The sequence below is a fragment of the Streptomyces daliensis genome (genome assembly GCF_054782395.1).
This window is the reverse complement of the sequence record NZ_BAAGSO010000136.1, coordinates 1-15815: the sequence shown is the minus strand read 5'-3', so window position 1 is coordinate 15815 and position 15815 is coordinate 1. Positions and strand designations below refer to the sequence as shown.

The 15815-nt window shown below is 70.6% G+C and carries 12 protein-coding genes; 4 read left to right on the top strand and 8 right to left on the bottom strand.

Translation table 11 applies throughout. The annotated features are described in order from the left end of the window. Positions 1-738: 738 nt before the first annotated feature. Complete coding sequence (locus ACYVOO_RS38925) at positions 739-1833, bottom strand: mechanosensitive ion channel family protein (protein ID WP_461020454.1); 1095 nt, start codon at positions 1831-1833, stop codon at positions 739-741. Positions 1834-1945: 112 nt separating this feature from the next. Here ACYVOO_RS38925 and ACYVOO_RS38920 point away from each other — a divergent pair, with 112 nt between their 5' ends. Continuing rightward, positions 1946-2518 (top strand): dienelactone hydrolase family protein, encoded by a 573-nt coding sequence (locus tag ACYVOO_RS38920; protein ID WP_461020453.1) that lies wholly within the window; start codon positions 1946-1948, stop codon positions 2516-2518. 85 nt (positions 2519-2603) lie between these two features. Here ACYVOO_RS38920 and ACYVOO_RS38915 read toward each other — a convergent pair whose 3' ends face one another. From ACYVOO_RS38915 to ACYVOO_RS38890, 6 genes are all read right to left on the bottom strand, one after another. Beyond that, complete coding sequence (locus ACYVOO_RS38915) at positions 2604-2807, bottom strand: hypothetical protein (protein WP_461020452.1); 204 nt, start codon at positions 2805-2807, stop codon at positions 2604-2606. Between the two features lie 137 nt (positions 2808-2944). After that, a complete protein-coding gene (locus tag ACYVOO_RS38910; protein ID WP_461020451.1) occupies positions 2945-4624 on the bottom strand; it encodes a serine/threonine-protein kinase in 1680 nt (559 codons plus the stop codon). Between the two features lie 5 nt (positions 4625-4629). Next, positions 4630-6291, bottom strand: coding sequence for an alkaline phosphatase D family protein (locus ACYVOO_RS38905; protein WP_461020520.1), 1662 nt, complete (start codon positions 6289-6291; stop codon positions 4630-4632). Between the two features lie 305 nt (positions 6292-6596). Further along, on the bottom strand, positions 6597-7388 hold the full coding sequence (locus tag ACYVOO_RS38900; protein ID WP_461020450.1) for a thioredoxin domain-containing protein: 792 nt from the start codon (positions 7386-7388) through the stop codon (positions 6597-6599). Between the two features lie 151 nt (positions 7389-7539). Further along, entirely contained in the window at positions 7540-8241 is a 702-nt protein-coding gene (locus ACYVOO_RS38895) for a hypothetical protein (protein ID WP_461020449.1), read from the bottom strand. 150 nt (positions 8242-8391) lie between these two features. Beyond that, positions 8392-9720, bottom strand: coding sequence for a DUF2252 domain-containing protein (locus tag ACYVOO_RS38890; RefSeq protein ID WP_461020448.1), 1329 nt, complete (start codon positions 9718-9720; stop codon positions 8392-8394). A 263-nt stretch (positions 9721-9983) separates the two neighbouring features. On the opposite strand from ACYVOO_RS38890, the gene dnaE reads away from it, so the two are divergent. Then, the gene (gene dnaE / locus ACYVOO_RS38885; protein ID WP_461020447.1) at positions 9984-13526 is read left to right on the top strand and encodes a DNA polymerase III subunit alpha; all 3543 of its coding nucleotides are present in this window, start codon (positions 9984-9986) and stop codon (positions 13524-13526) included. A gap of 172 nt (positions 13527-13698) precedes the next feature. Next, on the top strand, positions 13699-13872 hold the full coding sequence (locus ACYVOO_RS38880; protein ID WP_453351223.1) for a hypothetical protein: 174 nt from the start codon (positions 13699-13701) through the stop codon (positions 13870-13872). Between the two features lie 117 nt (positions 13873-13989). Here the strand turns inward: ACYVOO_RS38880 and ACYVOO_RS38875 are convergent, their stop codons facing one another. Further along, on the bottom strand, positions 13990-14160 hold the full coding sequence (locus ACYVOO_RS38875) for a hypothetical protein (RefSeq protein ID WP_461020446.1): 171 nt from the start codon (positions 14158-14160) through the stop codon (positions 13990-13992). 233 nt (positions 14161-14393) lie between these two features. Here ACYVOO_RS38875 and ACYVOO_RS38870 point away from each other — a divergent pair, with 233 nt between their 5' ends. Further along, complete coding sequence (locus tag ACYVOO_RS38870; RefSeq protein WP_461020445.1) at positions 14394-15704, top strand: NYN domain-containing protein; 1311 nt, start codon at positions 14394-14396, stop codon at positions 15702-15704. Positions 15705-15815 lie beyond the last annotated feature (111 nt).

The following is a 15815-nucleotide window of genomic DNA, read 5'->3' as shown; positions in this document are numbered from 1 at the left end:
CTTGTTCCCATGCTGTGGACCGGTGCTGTACCGGAGGGGCTCCGCCCCTGTCGGGGTAGCTGACGGCGACGGCTCACCACCCTTGTTGTGGGCAGGCGTTCCGCATGGCGAGGGGGCACCTCCCAGCGGTAGCTGGGGGAGGGTGGGCACAACCCCACCACCGGCCCGCAGCACGCCAACGAAACCCCAATGGGGCAATCGGCGAGGCGCACCCCTGCACAGGGGGAGTTGCGCGGGACGGTCGGCCCGTGAAGCGGGAACCGTAGGGTCCCGCGCTGGTTTTCGTGCCGCCGCACGGCGAGGAGTCGCACCCCGCGAAAGGGGGATGGGCGTCAGCCGACCCGGAGTGGAGGTGGGCCACCGGCGGGACGGGGACGGGGTGGGGTGTCCCCGCAGGTCGAGAAAGTCACCGGCGGAAAGCCGTAAACGAGACCTTCACGCCGAGGAGACACCCCACCCCGGCACCGGACACCCCGCACCCACGCGCCCATAACCCCAACGGAAACCCAGAATCACGCGGCGCCAGCCGCACCGCACCGCAACCACACGCCGCGCCGAAGCCACCGGCCAGGCAGCCGAACACGGCGCCAAGCCACACGCGCAGCGCCCCCGTGACGCGGCGCAAAAATCAGCGCGGGACCCTACGGCGCCCACCACACCGGCGAACCGTCCCGCGCAACACCCCCGACGAACGGGGGCAACCCACGTTCCCTTCCGCACCCCGCGAAGGGAGCGGCGTCAGAGGGACTTGCCCGCGCGGTCGGACTCGTGGTTCGGGGACGGCTCCGGGAGGGAGAAGGGCGCACCCGTGGCGGAGGAGAGGCGGATGCCCGGGAGCGCGGACGGGTGCTTTTCCTGGAGCCAGCCCAGCAACTGCTCCCGCACATCGCACCGCAACGTCCACAGATCGTCCGACGTCCGCGCGGTCATCGCGACCCGCAGTTCCATCGTCGTGTGCGTCGAGTCCGTCACGACGAGGCTCCAGCTACGGCCGTCCCAGAAGTCGTTCGCGCGAATGATCTCCTCCGCCTTGGCGCGGATCTCCGTGACGGGCGCGGAGTGGTCGACCTGGAGGAGGACCGTGCCGGTCATCTGGGGACCGCCGCGGGACCAGTTCTCGAAGGGCTTGCTGGTGAAGTACGACACCGGCATGGTGATGCGGCGCTCGTCCCAGGTGCGTACCACGAGGTACGAGACGGTGATCTCGTCCACCGTGCCCATCTCGCCGTCGACCACGACCTCGTCCCCGATCCGCACCATGTCGCCGAAGGCGATGGAGAGACCGGCGAAGAGGTTGCCCAGCGTCGACTGCGCCGCGATACCGGCGACGATGCCCAGCACACCGGCCGAGGCCAGCATCGAGGTGCCGAAGGTCTTCATCGCCGGGAACTGGAGCAGGATGGAGGCCACGGCGATGACCACGACCACCGTGGTCACCAGGCGCTGGATCAGCGTGAGCTGGGTCTTGACGCGGCGGGCGCGTGCCGCGTCGGAGGTGATGCCCGAGTAGCGGACGGTGGTCGTCTCGACCACGGCGGCGACCACGCGCAGCACGAGCCACGCCGTGGCGCCGATCAATATGATCCGCAGCCACAGCTCGATGGTCTCCTCGCTGTCGCGGGCGATCTCGGCGTGGTCGAAGAATCCGTTCAGCAGGGCGACGAAGATGACGGCCTGAAGTGGTACCCGGCCACGTCGCAGCAGCCCCCACATGGGGGTTTCCGGGTGGCGGGTGTCGATCCGCAGCAGCAGCCGGTCCACGGCCCAGGCGACGACGAACGCCAGCACGATCGCACCGCCGAACACGATGAGCGGTCGTAGCACGTTCTCCATGGCGGAATGACTCCTCGGGGGTAGAAGGCCACCCCCGACGGTACCTGTCACCATGGGCGGGATCGTGCCCTGGGCCAGGGCCACGGCAGGTAAATGTGAGGGATGTGACACCTTGGCCACCGTCGTTCTGTTCCACTCCGTGTACGGGCTGCGGCCCGCCGTCCACAGTGCGGCCGACCGCCTGCGCGACGCCGGGCACGAAGTGCACACCCCCGACCTCTTCAAGGGCCGCACGGCGGACACCGTGGAGGAGGGGATGGCGTTGAAGGACGAGATCGGCCGGGACGAGCTGCTGATGCGGGCCGTCACCGCGACCGGTCCGCTCTCGGACCGCGGGCTCGTCTACGCGGGCTTCTCGCTGGGCGGCTCCGTCGCGCAGAACCTGGCGCTCGCCGACGCGAAGGCGAGGGGGCTGCTCCTCTTCCACGGCACCTCGGACATCGCCGAGGACGCGGCCGTGGACGAGCTGCCCGTCCAACTGCACGTGGCCGATCCGGACCCGTTCGAGCCGCACGACTGGCTGAACGCCTGGTACCTGCGGATGCGCAGGGCCGGTGCCGATGTGGAGGTCTTCCCGTACGCGGGCGCCGGCCACCTGTTCACGGACGCGGCGCTCGACGACTACGACGAGGAGGCGGCCGAGCGGGCCTGGCGCACGGCGCTGGGCTTCCTCGACACGCTCTGATCCTCCCCGTCAGCCACTGGCCGTACGGGCCTCGTCCGTACCGGCCCGCGGGTGTCCGCGGGCCGCTCGGGGCGTCCGGGGCCGCTCAGTCGAAGACGTAGGTCTCGCCGAACACGGCGGCGTGCTCCAGCACGTCCTCCATGGGGTCGTCGATCTGGCCCGTCGAGATGAGGGCGATGTGCGGCCCGTTGTGCGAGTCGGTGTGCGTCTCGTCGGCGTGTGCGGTGCCGCTCGCCAGTACGGCGAGCGGCAGTACCGTCGCGGCGACCACGGTCAGCTTGATCATCATGTCGTTTCCTCGCCCGCCCGATTGTCGGATACTGCGTCGACATGCGTATCCACCCGAACGGCCCAAAAGTCACGGGCGCGCACGCGGAGTCATCCGATCTGGTCGCGTGATCCGGTCGTGGCGTCGCGGGCCGGGGGCTACGGCCTGGTACAGCGGCCCGTGCCCTCGCTCTTGTCGGGTGCGCAGAGGTAGCCGCGGTCGGCGCGCTCGTCGCTCAGATAGCGCCCCAGGCACTGGCCGGACGAGGTGAGGCCCTGGGCCTTGCACCAGTCGGCGGCGGCGTGGCCGCTGGCGAAGCCCCCGGCCTTCGTGGGGTCGGGGCCCGCGCGGTAGAAGAACCAGTAGCCGGAGCGCAGCGACGCGTAGTCGTCGCTGTCCAGCCAGCGCACACCGTCCACCTTCCGCGCCAGCTCGGCCTGCTGCCTCGCCCGCGCCGACGTGCCGTCCGACTTCGGTACCGAGGCGAGCTGGGCCACCCAGGAGTCGCCTGGCCCTGCTTTCTCCGGCTTGTCCGGCCTGCCCGCCTCGCCCGTCGTCGCGTCGGGCACCTGGGGCGCGCTGGTGGGCGGAGGGCTGACGGAGGCGGTCGGCGAGGCGGGTCCTGGACCCGGCTCGCCGGGGGCCCCGGAGTCCTTCGCCCGCGCGGACCCGCCGGACTCTCCGGGGGAGGCGCTGGACGCGGGGGTCGCGGGCCGCACGGTCCCGCCGCCCTTGCCCTCGTCCTGCCCTGAGGACCGGGCCAGCCCGTAGGTCACCCCGGCGATGACCGCGGCCGCCGCGACGGCAGCGGCGGCGATCATCGCCCCACGGCCCCGGCGCCCCTCTCTTACGCCGCCCGCGCCGTCGGACGGCAGCGTCGTCCCGGGCGGAGGCCCGAAGGCGCCCTGCGCCGCCGCTCCGGGCCCGGCCACCGGGCCCGCCGCCACGGGCGCTGTCGGCGGCGGCGGATACGGGGCCGCGCTCCGCCCCTCCTCGACGGCCGCGAGCATCCGCGCCAGCCGCTCCTCGTCGGGCCGCGCCGCCACGTCCCGCACCAGCAACGCTTCCAGCACGGGGGCCAGCCCGCCGCTGCGCACGGGCGCGGGGATCGGCTCGTCGAGTACGGCGGCCAGCGTCGCCAGGCTCGTGGGGCGCCGCAGGGGGCTGTGGCCCTCGGTACACACGTAGAGCGTCATGCCCAGTGACCACAGATCGCTCGCCGGGTCCTCGTCCACGCCGCGGATCCGCTCGGGCGCGATGAACTCGGGGGAGCCCAGGAACTCGCCCGTCGCCGTCAGCGTCGTCGAGCCGTGGAGCGCGGCGATGCCGAAGTCGGTGAGGACGGCGGAGCCGTCGGCCCGCAGCATCACATTGGCCGGTTTCACGTCGCGGTGCTGGATACCGGCCGCGTGCGCCGTACGCAGCGCGGCCAGCACCTCGCCGCCGATACGGGCGGCGTCGTGCGGCGGCAGCGGTCCGGCCGCGGTGAGCCTGTCCTGGAGCGTGTCGCCCGGCAGCAGCTCCATGACCAGCCACGGGTACGGGCCCTCGTCGACGATGTGGTGGATGGTGACCACGTGCGGATCGCTGAGCCTGGCCAGGGCGCGGGCCTCGCGCAGCACGCGTGCGCGCAGCATGCGCGAGGCTTCCGAGCCCTCGGGCGTCAACGCCGGGTCCACGGGCCGTACTTCTTTCAGGGCGACTTCGCGCTCCAGCGCGAGGTCCCGCGCCCGCCACACGGTGCCCATGCCCCCGCTGCCGAGCCGCTCCCGCAGCTCGAACCGGCCGTCGACGGTCCGTCGTCGTGATCCCCCGGCACGGTCAGCTCCCCCAGCCATGGGGGTCAGCGTACGGGCTGCTCCGCCCGCTCGACCCGCTGTGTGCCCGAAAGGGAGCGGTAGGAACGACGCACCTCTGCGGTGGCGTTCGGGTCGGTCTTGTCCGAGAGCACGACGTAGTCCATCTGCGCGCGCTCGGCCGTCAGATCGAGGACGCCGTAGCCGTGGGAGTCCATGTCCACCCACTTCACATGGCGGTTGGCTGCCCGCACGGCGGTCTCGGCGACGGTGGAGACGGTGTCGGGGGCGACGCGCAGGATGTCGTCGAGGTTGTCCGAGGTGACGGACGTGACGACGAACTCCGTCGCCACCGGCTCGTCCCACGGATAGGTGGCCGCCTTCACGGGCACGTCGTTGGCCCAGGCCATGTGGATGTCGCCGGTGAGGAAGACGGTGTTGCCGATGCGGTTGTCCCGCAGGTGGGTCAGCAGTTCGCGGCGGTCGTCCGTGTAGCCGTCCCACTGGTCGACGTTGACGGCCAGGCCCTCCTTGGGGATGCCCAGCAGCTCGGCGAGCGGGCCCAGCAGGTGCGCGGGCACGGAGCCGAAGGCGACCGGCGAGATCATCACCGAGGTGCCGACCATCCGCCACTTCGCCTCGGAGGCGCTGAGCCCGGCCTTGAGCCAGTCGAGCTGGGCGCGCCCGGTGAGGGTGCGGTCCGGGTCGTCGATCTCGCCGCCGTTGCCTATGGAGGACTGCTTGTCGCGGAAGGAGCGCAGGTCCAGCAGGTGCAGATCGGCCAGCTTGCCGAAGCGCAGCCTGCGGTAGGTGGTGCCCTGGGTGGAGGGGCGCACGGGCAGCCACTCGAAGTACGCCTGCTTCGCGGCCCTTACGCGCGCCGCCCAGTCGCCCTCGCCCCCTTCGCCGGGGGTGTGGTTCTCGGCGCCGCCCGACCAGGCGTCGTTGGCGAACTCGTGGTCGTCCCACATGGCGATCACGGGGTGCGCGGCGTGCAGGGCCTGGAGGTCGGGGTCCGTGCGGTAGTGGCCGTGGCGTACGCGGTAGTCGGCGAGGGAGACGATCTCGTGGCCCGGCTCGACGGTGCGGACGACGTCGCCCTCCATCGGGTACTCGGCGTGCCCGTACTCGTAGATGTAGTCGCCGAGGTGGAGCACGGCGTCCAGGTCGGAGCGCGCGGCGAGGTGGCGGTACGCGGAAAACCAGCCGCCCTCGTAGTTCGAACAGGAGGCGACGCCGAAGCGCAGCCGGTCCGCGCTCGCGTCCTCGGCCGGCGCTGTGCGGGTGCGGCCCGTGGGGGAGTGGGCGCCGTCGGCGGTGAAGCGGAAGTAGTACGGGGTGGCCGGGCGCAGCCCGCGCACGTCGGCCTTCACGGTGTGGTCGGCCGCGGCCTCGGCGGTGACCGTGCCGCTCGCCACGACGGTGCGGAAGTCCGCGTCCTCCGCGACCTCCCAGCGGGTCTCGACGGGTGCTCCCTTGCCGGAGCCGGGCACGGCGTCCGGGGCCGGTGTGACGCGGGTCCACAGCAGGACGCCGTCGGGGAGGGGATCGCCGGAGGCGACCCCGTGGGCGAAGACGGGGGCCTGCGCGGCGTGCGCGCGGGGCAGGCCGCCCGCGAGGGGCAGCAGGGCCGCGGAGGCGGCGGTGGCGGTGGCCGCGATGACCGTGCGGCGCCCGGGGTGGCCGCCGGGGTGGCCGGGGGCGTGCACGGGCGCGTGTCTGTGGGCCTCCGGAGTGCCGGAGGTGGCGTGGGTGTGGGTCACAGCCGGATGGTACGGGCGGGGAGCGGCAACGGGCAGAGCCGTGCGAGGAGTTCGTCGGCCCGTCGCCTCGTCGTGACCGCGGCTTCTCCGGCGGGGCTCACGGGGGAAGCCGCGGGGGCTGCGGGGCGGGCCCCGGAGCGGGTCCTGCTCCGGGTCCTGCTCCGGGCCCCGAAGCGGCCTCCGGGACGGATCGTCCCGGGATGCCGGGGGGCGCCGGGGCGGTGGTGGCCCGCCCCGGCGCCCCGGAGGCGTCAGCCCTCCAGATCGACGCCCAGCTTCTTCAGCTCGGCCGGGAGCTGCTCCTGCTCCACTTCCTTGCCGTCGATGCGGATGGTGGGCGTGCCCTGGACCTCGGCCTTGTTGAAGCCCGCGACCATGTTCAGCGCCCACTTGTCGTAGGTGCCGTCCTCCACGTCCTTCTTGAAGGTCTTGCTCTTCTTCAGCTCGGGAACGGTGTCCGCGACCTTGAGCAGGTAGGAGCTGTCGGCGAACTTGTCGCTGGTCTCCTCGGGGTGCCACTTCGTGGAGTAGAGCTTGGCGTGGTAGTCGGCGAAGGCTTCCTTGCTGACGTTCAGCGAGGCACCGAGCGCGCTGATGGCCGACTTGGAGCCCTCGCCGCCCATGTTGCCGTCGATGAGGTCGCCCAGGTGGACGCGCAGCTTGTACTTGCCGTCGTCGGCGCCCTTCTTGAGGGCCTCGCCCGCGCCCTGCTCGAACTGGGCGCAGGCCGGGCAGCGCAGGTCCTCGTAGACGTCGATGGTCTTCTTGGCCTTCTCGCCGCCGAGGGTGACCGAGGTGCTGTTGGTGCTGGAGGCGTTCGCGGGCGCGACGAGCTTCTTGTCCTTGGCGGCGTCCCAGCCGCTGGGCTCGTTCATCTTCGAGACGGCGAAGCCTATGCCGGTGGCTATCGCGAGGACGCCGACGACGGAGACGCCGACGATCACCTGCCGACGGATCTTGTCCTTCTTCGCCTGCCGCTCCCGCTCGATGCGCAGCCGCTCGCGTGCGGCGCGCTTGGCTTCCTGGCTGTTGCGCTTGCTCATGGGTCGGTCTCCGTAGATACGCGTATGTGGGTGGGGACGGGTGCCGGTGCGTGCGCGCTTTGGCGGCCGGGAGAACCCCTCCTGCGGGACCGCTGCGGGACCTGTGCGGTCCGGTGATGCGGTCCGGGGCGGGTCCGTGCGGTGCGGGGGTTCAGGCCGCGAGCGCGCACGGGACCGGCGGGCCCCTGCGGTGTACGGAGTGGACGAGCAGCGGCAGCGCGCGCGGCCCGGGAGCGGGCAGCGCGCGGGGCGTACGGCCGGTCTCGGCCGGTACGCGGCAGCGGCAGACGGCCCGGACGAGGCGCAGCGGCCGGAACGCGGTGGCCGCGGCGGCGCGCAGCAGCCGCGCGAGCGCCGCCTCACCGCGCCGCAGCCAGGCGGCGGCGACGAGGCCGACGCCGACGTGCGCCGCGAGCAGCAGCCACGGCACGGCCGGATCGGTGGCCAGCGCGGCGGGGGTGGCCTCGTGACCACGGGCCGTCATGCGGGCGAGCGGGGTGCCGAGGCTTCCGCCCCCGCACAGCAGGTCCACGCCCAGCGACCGCAGCGGCCCGGCGACGGGGCCTCCTGCCCGGCCGTAACAGGCATGCTGGCCTGTGGTGAAGACGGTGTCCGCGAACAGCTCCAGCGGAATCAGGAGGGTGGCGATCCGGCCGTAGCCCCGCTCGCGCTCCGCGCACGCGAAGGCGAGCAGGAAGACCGCACCGCTGATGACGAGCAGCGGCACGAGCGGCACGGGAGCCCCGGAGAGCAGCACATGGGCCCCGGCGGACAGGGTGACGCACAGGGCGGTGAAGACCGCGGCGCGCGCGGTCCTTATCCCTGTCGCGTTCATGTCCGTCGCCCTGCTCATCCGCCTGCTCGTCAGTCCTGCTTCATGCCCTCATCAACGGCCTTGTCGACGGCCTCGTCATCGCCGCAGAAGTCTGCCACGGGAGCGGGTAAGGGGCCCCTAAAGGGGGGCTCCTTTTCGTCGCCCCGGTGCTCCCCGCCGCCCCGGTGCTCAGAGGCCGGGTATCCGGCCGTTGCGGAAGAGGTCCACGAAGATCTGGTGGTCGCGGCGGGTGCGGTAGCCGTAGTCGTGCGCGAAATCGACCAGCATGCCGGGGAAGCCCTCCTCGTCGGCGGCGATGGCCGCGTCGATGGCGCGCTCCGTGGAGAAGGGGACCAGGGAGTGCCCGCTCTCGTCGTCGGCCGCGGCGTGCATCGTGGCGGTGGCGCGGCCCAGATCGGCGACGACCCGCGCGATCTCCTCGGGCGCGTCCAGATCGGACCAGTCCAGGTCCAGCGCGTACGGCGAGACCTCGGCGACGAGCTGCCCCGTCCCGCTCAGCTCCGTCCAGCCCAGCCACGGGTCGGCGTGCGCCTGGAGGGCGCGCTGCGAGATGACGGTGCGGTGGCCCTCGTGGAGGAAGTAGTCGCGGATCTCCGGGTCCGTGATGTGCCGGGAGACGGCGGGGGTCTGCGCCTGCTTCATGTAGATGACGAGATCGTTCTCCAGGGCGTCGCTGTGGCCCTCCAGCAGGATGTTGTACGAGGGCAGGCCCGCGCTCCCTATGCCGATGCCGCGGCGTCCGACGACGTCCTTGACGCGGTACGCGTCGGGCCGGAAGTGGGTGGCCACGGGGAGGGTGTCCAGATAGCCGTCGAAGGCGTCCAGCACCTTGTAGCGCGTCGCGGAGTCCAGCTCGATCGCGCCGCCGCCCGGGGTGAAGCGGCGCTCCCAGTCGCGGATCTCGGTCATGCTGTCCAGCAGCCCGAACCGCGTGTTCGCGCGCGCGGCGCGCAGCGCCTCCAGCACCGGGCCCTCGGCGGTGTCCAGGCTGAGGGACGGCGCGTCGTCCTCCTTGGTGCCGGTGGCCAGCGAGCGGATGCGCTCGCGGTACGCCACGGCGTACGTGCGGACCAGGTCCGTGATCTGCTCGTCACTGAGTGCCTTGGTGTAGCCCAGCAGCGCGACGGAGGCGGCGAACCGCTTGAGGTCCCAGGTGAAGGGGCCGACGTACGCCTCGTCGAAGTCGTTGACGTTGAAGATCAGGCGGCCGTTGGCGTCCATGTAGGTGCCGAAGTTCTCGGCGTGGAGATCGCCGTGGATCCAGACGCGGCTGGTGCGCTCGTCCAGGAAGGGGCCGCCGTGCTTCTCCTCGTCGAGATCGGAGTAGAAGAGGCAGGCCGTGCCGCGGTAGAAGGCGAAGGCCGAGGCGGCCATCTTGCGGAACTTGACCTGGAAGGCGGCGGGGTCCGCCGCGAGCAGCTCGCCGAAGGCGCTGCCGAAGACCTCAAGAATCCGCTCGCCGCGGGCTTCGGCCGAGACGGCCTGCTGCGTTGCCATGGGGTGCCTCTCTGGGTTCCGGTCTGTCTTCCGTGTCCACATCGTCCGCATCCGCGCGGGACGCGCCCCGCGTACGCGGGCGGGGCTGTCGCCCCGGCCGATCTTCCCCCACCTCCCAACGTCCGGGCCGCCGGGGTAGTGCCCGGGCGGCAGGCGCCAGGGCGTGGCGGGCCGACAGGGGCGTCAGGGCCACGCGTGTCAGTGGTGGGTCGTAGACTCTCGAACCGCCCCAGAAGTCCCCCTAGCCGGAGGTGTCCTTCGCCGTGACACAGCAGCCGTTCACGCATCTGCACGTGCACACTCAGTATTCGCTGCTGGACGGCGCCGCGCGGTTGAAGGACATGTTCAACGCCTGTAATGAAATGGGCATGTCGCACATCGCGATGACCGACCACGGCAACCTCCACGGGGCGTACGACTTCTTCCACTCCGCGAAGGACGCGGGCATCACCCCGGTCATCGGCATCGAGGCGTATCTCGCCCCCGACCACCGCAGGAACACCCGCCCGGTCAAGTGGGGCACGCCCCACCAGAAGCGCGACGACGTGTCCGGTAACGGCGCGTACACGCACATGACGATGTGGGCCCGCAACTCCACCGGGCTGCACAACCTCTTCCGCGCCCAGTCCCGGGCCAGCCTGGAGGGCTTCTTCCGCAAGCCGCGCATGGACCGCGAGCTGCTCGCGGAGTACGCGGACGGGCTGATGGCCACCACGGGCTGCCCCTCGGGCGAGGTGAGCACCAAGATCCGTCTGGACCAGTTCGACGAGGCGCTCCAGGCCGCCGGCGAGTACCAGGACATCTTCGGCAGGGAGAACTTCTTCGTCGAGCTGATGGACCACGGCATCGACATCGACAAGCGCGCGCGGGACGGCCTGGAGCGGATCGCCAAGAAGATCAACGCGCCGTTCGTCGTCACGAACGACTCGCACTACACCTACGAGCGCGAATCCGCGGCCCACGACACCCTGCTGTGCATCCAGACCGGCAGCAACCTCTCGGACCCCAACCGCTTCAGCTTCGACGGCGCGGGCTACTACCTGAAGACGGCCGAGGAGATGTACTCCATCGACTCCTCGGACGTCTGGCAGGAGGGCTGCCGCAACACGCAGCTCCTCATCGCCGAGCGGGTCGACACCTCCGGCATGTTCGAGCCGAAGAACCTGATGCCGAAGTTCGACGTCCCCGAGGGCTTCGACGAGGTGTCCTGGTTCAAGGAAGAGGTCAAGCGCGGCATGGCCCGCCGCTATCCGGGGGGTGTGCCCCAGGACCGCCAGGAACTGGCGGAGTACGAGATGAAGGTCATCATCGACATGGGCTTCCCGGGGTACTTCCTCGTGGTCGCCGACTTCATCATGTGGGCCAAGGACAACGGCATCGCGGTCGGCCCGGGGCGCGGCTCGGCGGCGGGCTCGATCGTCTCGTACGCCATGGGCATCACCGACCTCGATCCCGTCACCCACGGTCTGATCTTCGAGCGGTTCCTCAACCCCGAGCGCATCACCATGCCGGATGTCGACATCGACTTCGACGAGCGCAGGCGCGGTGACGTGATCCGCTACGTCACGGAGAAGTACGGCGCCGACAAGGTCGCCATGATCGGCACCTACGGCACCATTAAGGCCAAGGCCGCCATCAAGGACGCCTCCCGCGTGCTGGGCTACCCGTACGCGATGGGCGACCGCATCACCAAGGCCATGCCCGCCGACGTCCTGGGCAAGGGCATCCCGCTCTCCGGCATCACCGACAAGAACCACCCGCGCTACAGCGAGGCGGGCGAGGTCCGGGCGATGTACGAGAACGAGCCGGACGTCAAGAAGGTCATCGACTCCGCCATGGGCATCGAGGGCCTGGTCCGTCAGATGGGCATGCACGCGGCAGGCGTGATCATGTCCAGCGAACCGGTCATCGATCACGCGCCGATCTTCTCCCCGAAGAACGACGGCACCGTCGTCACGCAGTGGGACTACCCGAGCTGCGAGTCCCTGGGCCTGCTCAAGATGGACTTCCTGGGCCTGCGGAACCTGACGATCATGGACGACGCGGTCAAGATGATCCGCAAGAACAAGCAGGTCGATCTCAAGCTCCTCGACCTCCCGCTGGACGACCCCAAGACCTTCGAGCTGCTCTGCCGCGGTGACACCCTCGGCGTCTTCCAGTTCGACGGCGGCCCCATGCGCTCCCTGCTGCGCATGATGAAGCCCGACCACTTCGAGGACATCTCCGCCGTCTCGGCCCTGTACCGCCCGGGCCCGATGGGCATGAACTCGCACATCAACTACGCCCTGCGCAAGAACGGCCAGCAGGAGATCACTCCGATCCACCCGGAGCTGGAGGAGCCCCTCAAGGACGTCCTCGACATCACCCACGGCCTGATCGTCTACCAGGAGCAGGTGCAGAAGGCCGCCCAGGTGCTCGCCGGGTATTCGCTCGGCCAGGCCGACCTGCTGCGCCGGGCCATGGGCAAGAAGAAGAAGGAAGTTCTCGACAAGGAGTTCGTGAACTTCCAGAAGGGCATGCGCGACAACGGCTACTCCGACGAGGCCATCCAGGCCGTGTGGGACGTGCTGGTGCCCTTCGCCGGTTACGCGTTCAACAAGGCACACTCCTCCGCGTACGGCCTGGTCACCTACTGGACCGCCTACCTCAAGGCGAACTATCCCGCGGAGTACATGTCGGCGCTGCTCACCTCGGTCCGCGACGACAAGGACAAGTCGGCGGTCTATCTCAACGAGTGCCGCAAGATGGGCATCAAGGTCCTGCCGCCGAACGTGAACGAGTCCGAGGCCAACTTCACCTCCAGTGACGACACCACCATCGTCTTCGGCCTGACCGCCGTCCGTAACGTCGGCCAGAACGTCGTGGACTCGATCGTCAAGTGCCGCAAGGCCAAGGGGAAGTACGTCTCCTTCCCGGACTTCCTCGACAAGGTCGAGGCCGTCGTCTGCAACAAGCGCACCGTCGAATCGCTGATCAAGGCGGGCGCCTTCGACGAGCTGGGCCACACCCGCAAGGGCCTGACGGCCCAGTTCGAGCCCATGATCGACAACGTGGTGCAGGTCAAGCGCAAGGAGGCCGAGGGCCAGTTCGACCTCTTCGGGGACCTCGGCTCGGACGACGGCGACGACTCGCCCGGCTTCGGCCTGGACGTCGAGTTCTCCGAGGAGGAGTGGGAGAAGACGTATCTGCTGGCCCAGGAGCGCGAGATGCTCGGCCTCTACGTCTCGGACCACCCCCTCTTCGGCCTGGAGCACGTCCTCAACGAGAAGGCGGACGCCGCCATCGCCCAGTTGACCGGCGGTGATTACTCGGACGGCTCGATCACCACCATCGGCGGCATCATCTCGGGCCTCCAGCGCAAGATGACCAAGCAGGGCAACGCGTGGGCCATCGCCACCGTGGAGGACCTGGCGGGCTCCATCGACTGCATGTTCTTCCCCGCCACGTATCAGCTCGTCTCCACCCAGCTCGTCGAGGACGCGGTCGTCTTCGTCAAGGGGCGGCTGGACAAGCGCGAGGACGTGCCGCGGCTGGTCGCGATGGAGCTGATGATCCCGGACCTGAGCGAGGCGTCGGCCAACGCGCCGGTGACCATCACCATCCCCACCGTGAAGATCACCCCGCCGCTGGTGGAGAAGCTCGGCGAAGTGCTCACCCACCATCGCGGCTCCAGCGAGGTGCGCGTCAGGCTCCAGGGCTCCCGCAAGACCACGGTGCTGCGCCTCGACCGGCACCGGGTCACGGCGGATCCGGCGCTCTTCGGCGACCTCAAGGAGCTGCTCGGCCCGTCCTGCCTGGCGAGCTGACCGCGCTGGCCGCGCTGACCAGGCCGAGCGGGCCGTCGGCCGGGCTTTAAGGAGCTTTACGGATCTTTGCGGGCCGTAGAGGATCGTTTGTCCGAATCGAGCACAAGCGCGTCCTACCGTGGCCATAGCACGTTTCGAACGTGAAGCACTTTGGTCCGGAGGTGGTCCCACCGTGGATGCCCAGGCGATAGACAAGGCCGTTTTCCTGCTGCGTGATGTGCACACTTCGACGCACGACGCGGTGAAGGCGCTCGGGGACTACTTCCCCGAGCTGGACTTCGAGACACGGCTGCGCTGCGTGCGGGAAGCGTGGGACCTCAACCACGCGAGGCCGCTCGCCGCCTGAGCCCGTCAGGGCCCGGAGCCTTTCGCAGGCCGAGAGGGCGCTCCCCGGAAACGGGGGGCGCCCTCTTCGCGCGGCGCCCGCGACCGTGTGCTTCCGCGACGACGGCCGCGGAGAAGATCAGTTGTGTCCGAACCGGCGCTGGTGCTTGCGGGGCGCGTCGGTGGTACCGCTCTGCGCGCGGGAGTCGCCGCCCGTCGAGCGCTTCATGCCCTCGTGCACCTGCTCCGCCGCGCTGCGGGACTCGTCCTCGCGCTGCTGCTGGCGGTTCCGGTTCTTGTTCTTGCCCATGATCGCCTCCTGGTGATCTCAGAACGATGGGCCGGGATCAGCCTCGCATGGGCATAGGAAAGGTGCATTTCGAGCAAATACTCTGAGTGAGGCGACTCTTCCGGTTAACGATCCCGATCGCGCCGTACCCGCCACGCCGATGATCGAGTTCGGGCTGATAGGGCCCTGTACGGTCGGGCAGACTCGAAGAAACGCAGCCTCGGCTGTGCTCGCATACCGAGAGTGGGTGGAACGTGGACCGCTGCGTCGTTCTGGTGGACGCCGGGTACCTGTTGGGCGCCGCCGCGAGCCTGCTGGCCGGGGAACCCACACGTTCCCGGATCAGCGTCGATCACGCCGCCCTGATCCGTGGCCTGCGCGAGCGCGCCGAAGCGGACACGCAGTGTGATCTCCTGCGGATCTACTGGTTCGACGGTGCCCCCGACCGCGTCCCCCAGCCCGAACACCGCAGGCTGCGCGTGATGCCCCGGGTGACGGTACGGCTGGGAGCGCTGACGCGGAGCGACGGGCGGTGGGCGCAGAAGGGCGTCGATGCCGCCATGCACGCCGAACTCACCGAACTGGCCCGTAACCGCGCCTGCGCCGACATCGTCCTCGTCACGGGCGACGGCGATCTGCTGCCCGGTCTGATGTCGGCCAAGGAACACGGGGTCGCCGTGCACCTGTGGGCCGTCCAGGCCGCCGACGGCGACTACAACCAGTCCGAGGACCTCGTCGCCGAGGCCGACGAGCGCCGCGTGCTGGACCGTAGCTGGATCACCGAGGCGGTCCGCGCGAAGGACCTCACCGGCGTCTGCGCGCCCCAGCCCGTGCCCCGGCCCGAGATCGCGGCGATCCTCTCGGCGCCGCTGCCCGAGTCCGCGAAGAACGGCGGCCCGCCCGCGGGGGGCTCCGCGAAGGAGCCCGGCGCGGAGGCGGGGGAGCGGCCGGGTGGCGTCGACGGCACGGACCACGCGCGTCCCTCCGCCGCGGAGGGGGAGGGCGGCGACGCCGCTGGTGCGGCGCCGGAGGAGGCGGCGGGCCGCAACAGCGGCGTCCCCACCCCCAAGGACCTCGCGGGCCTCGGGCGGCCCACGCCCGGACCGGCCAGCGCGCCGCCGCCCAGCGCGACGCTGCGGTGGTCATCCGACAAGGGGTGGGTCGAGCGGGGTGCGCCCGGTGAGCCGCCGGAGATCGCGGCCCTGCCGATGCTGGCGCAGTTGACGACGGCGGAGCAGCGGTGGGCCGACCGCGAGGAGGACATCACCGCGGTGAGCGGTGACCCCTTCGAGGTCGGGCAGGTCTTCGCACGGCGGTGGATCGACCGGTTGGCGGCGGGGGTGCACCTGGAAACGCTGTCGCGGGAGTATCCGCGGATTCCGCACCGGATCGACGGGGAGTTGTTGCGGTACGCCGCGCGGTTCGGGTTGCTCGCGCACAAGGACGATCAGATCGACGAGCGGGACCGCTACGCCATTCGCGCCGGCTTCTGGCGCGAGGTCGACGCGGACCTCGCCTCCCCAGAACCGGCCCCTTCGCGGGGGGCGGAAGGAAACGGGGGGTAGGCCCTTCACGGGGGTGTTGCGCGGGACGAGTCCCCTTCGCGGGGGGCGGAAGGAAACGGGGGGTAGGCCCTTCACGGGGGTGTTGCGCGGGACGGTTGGCCGGTGTGGTGC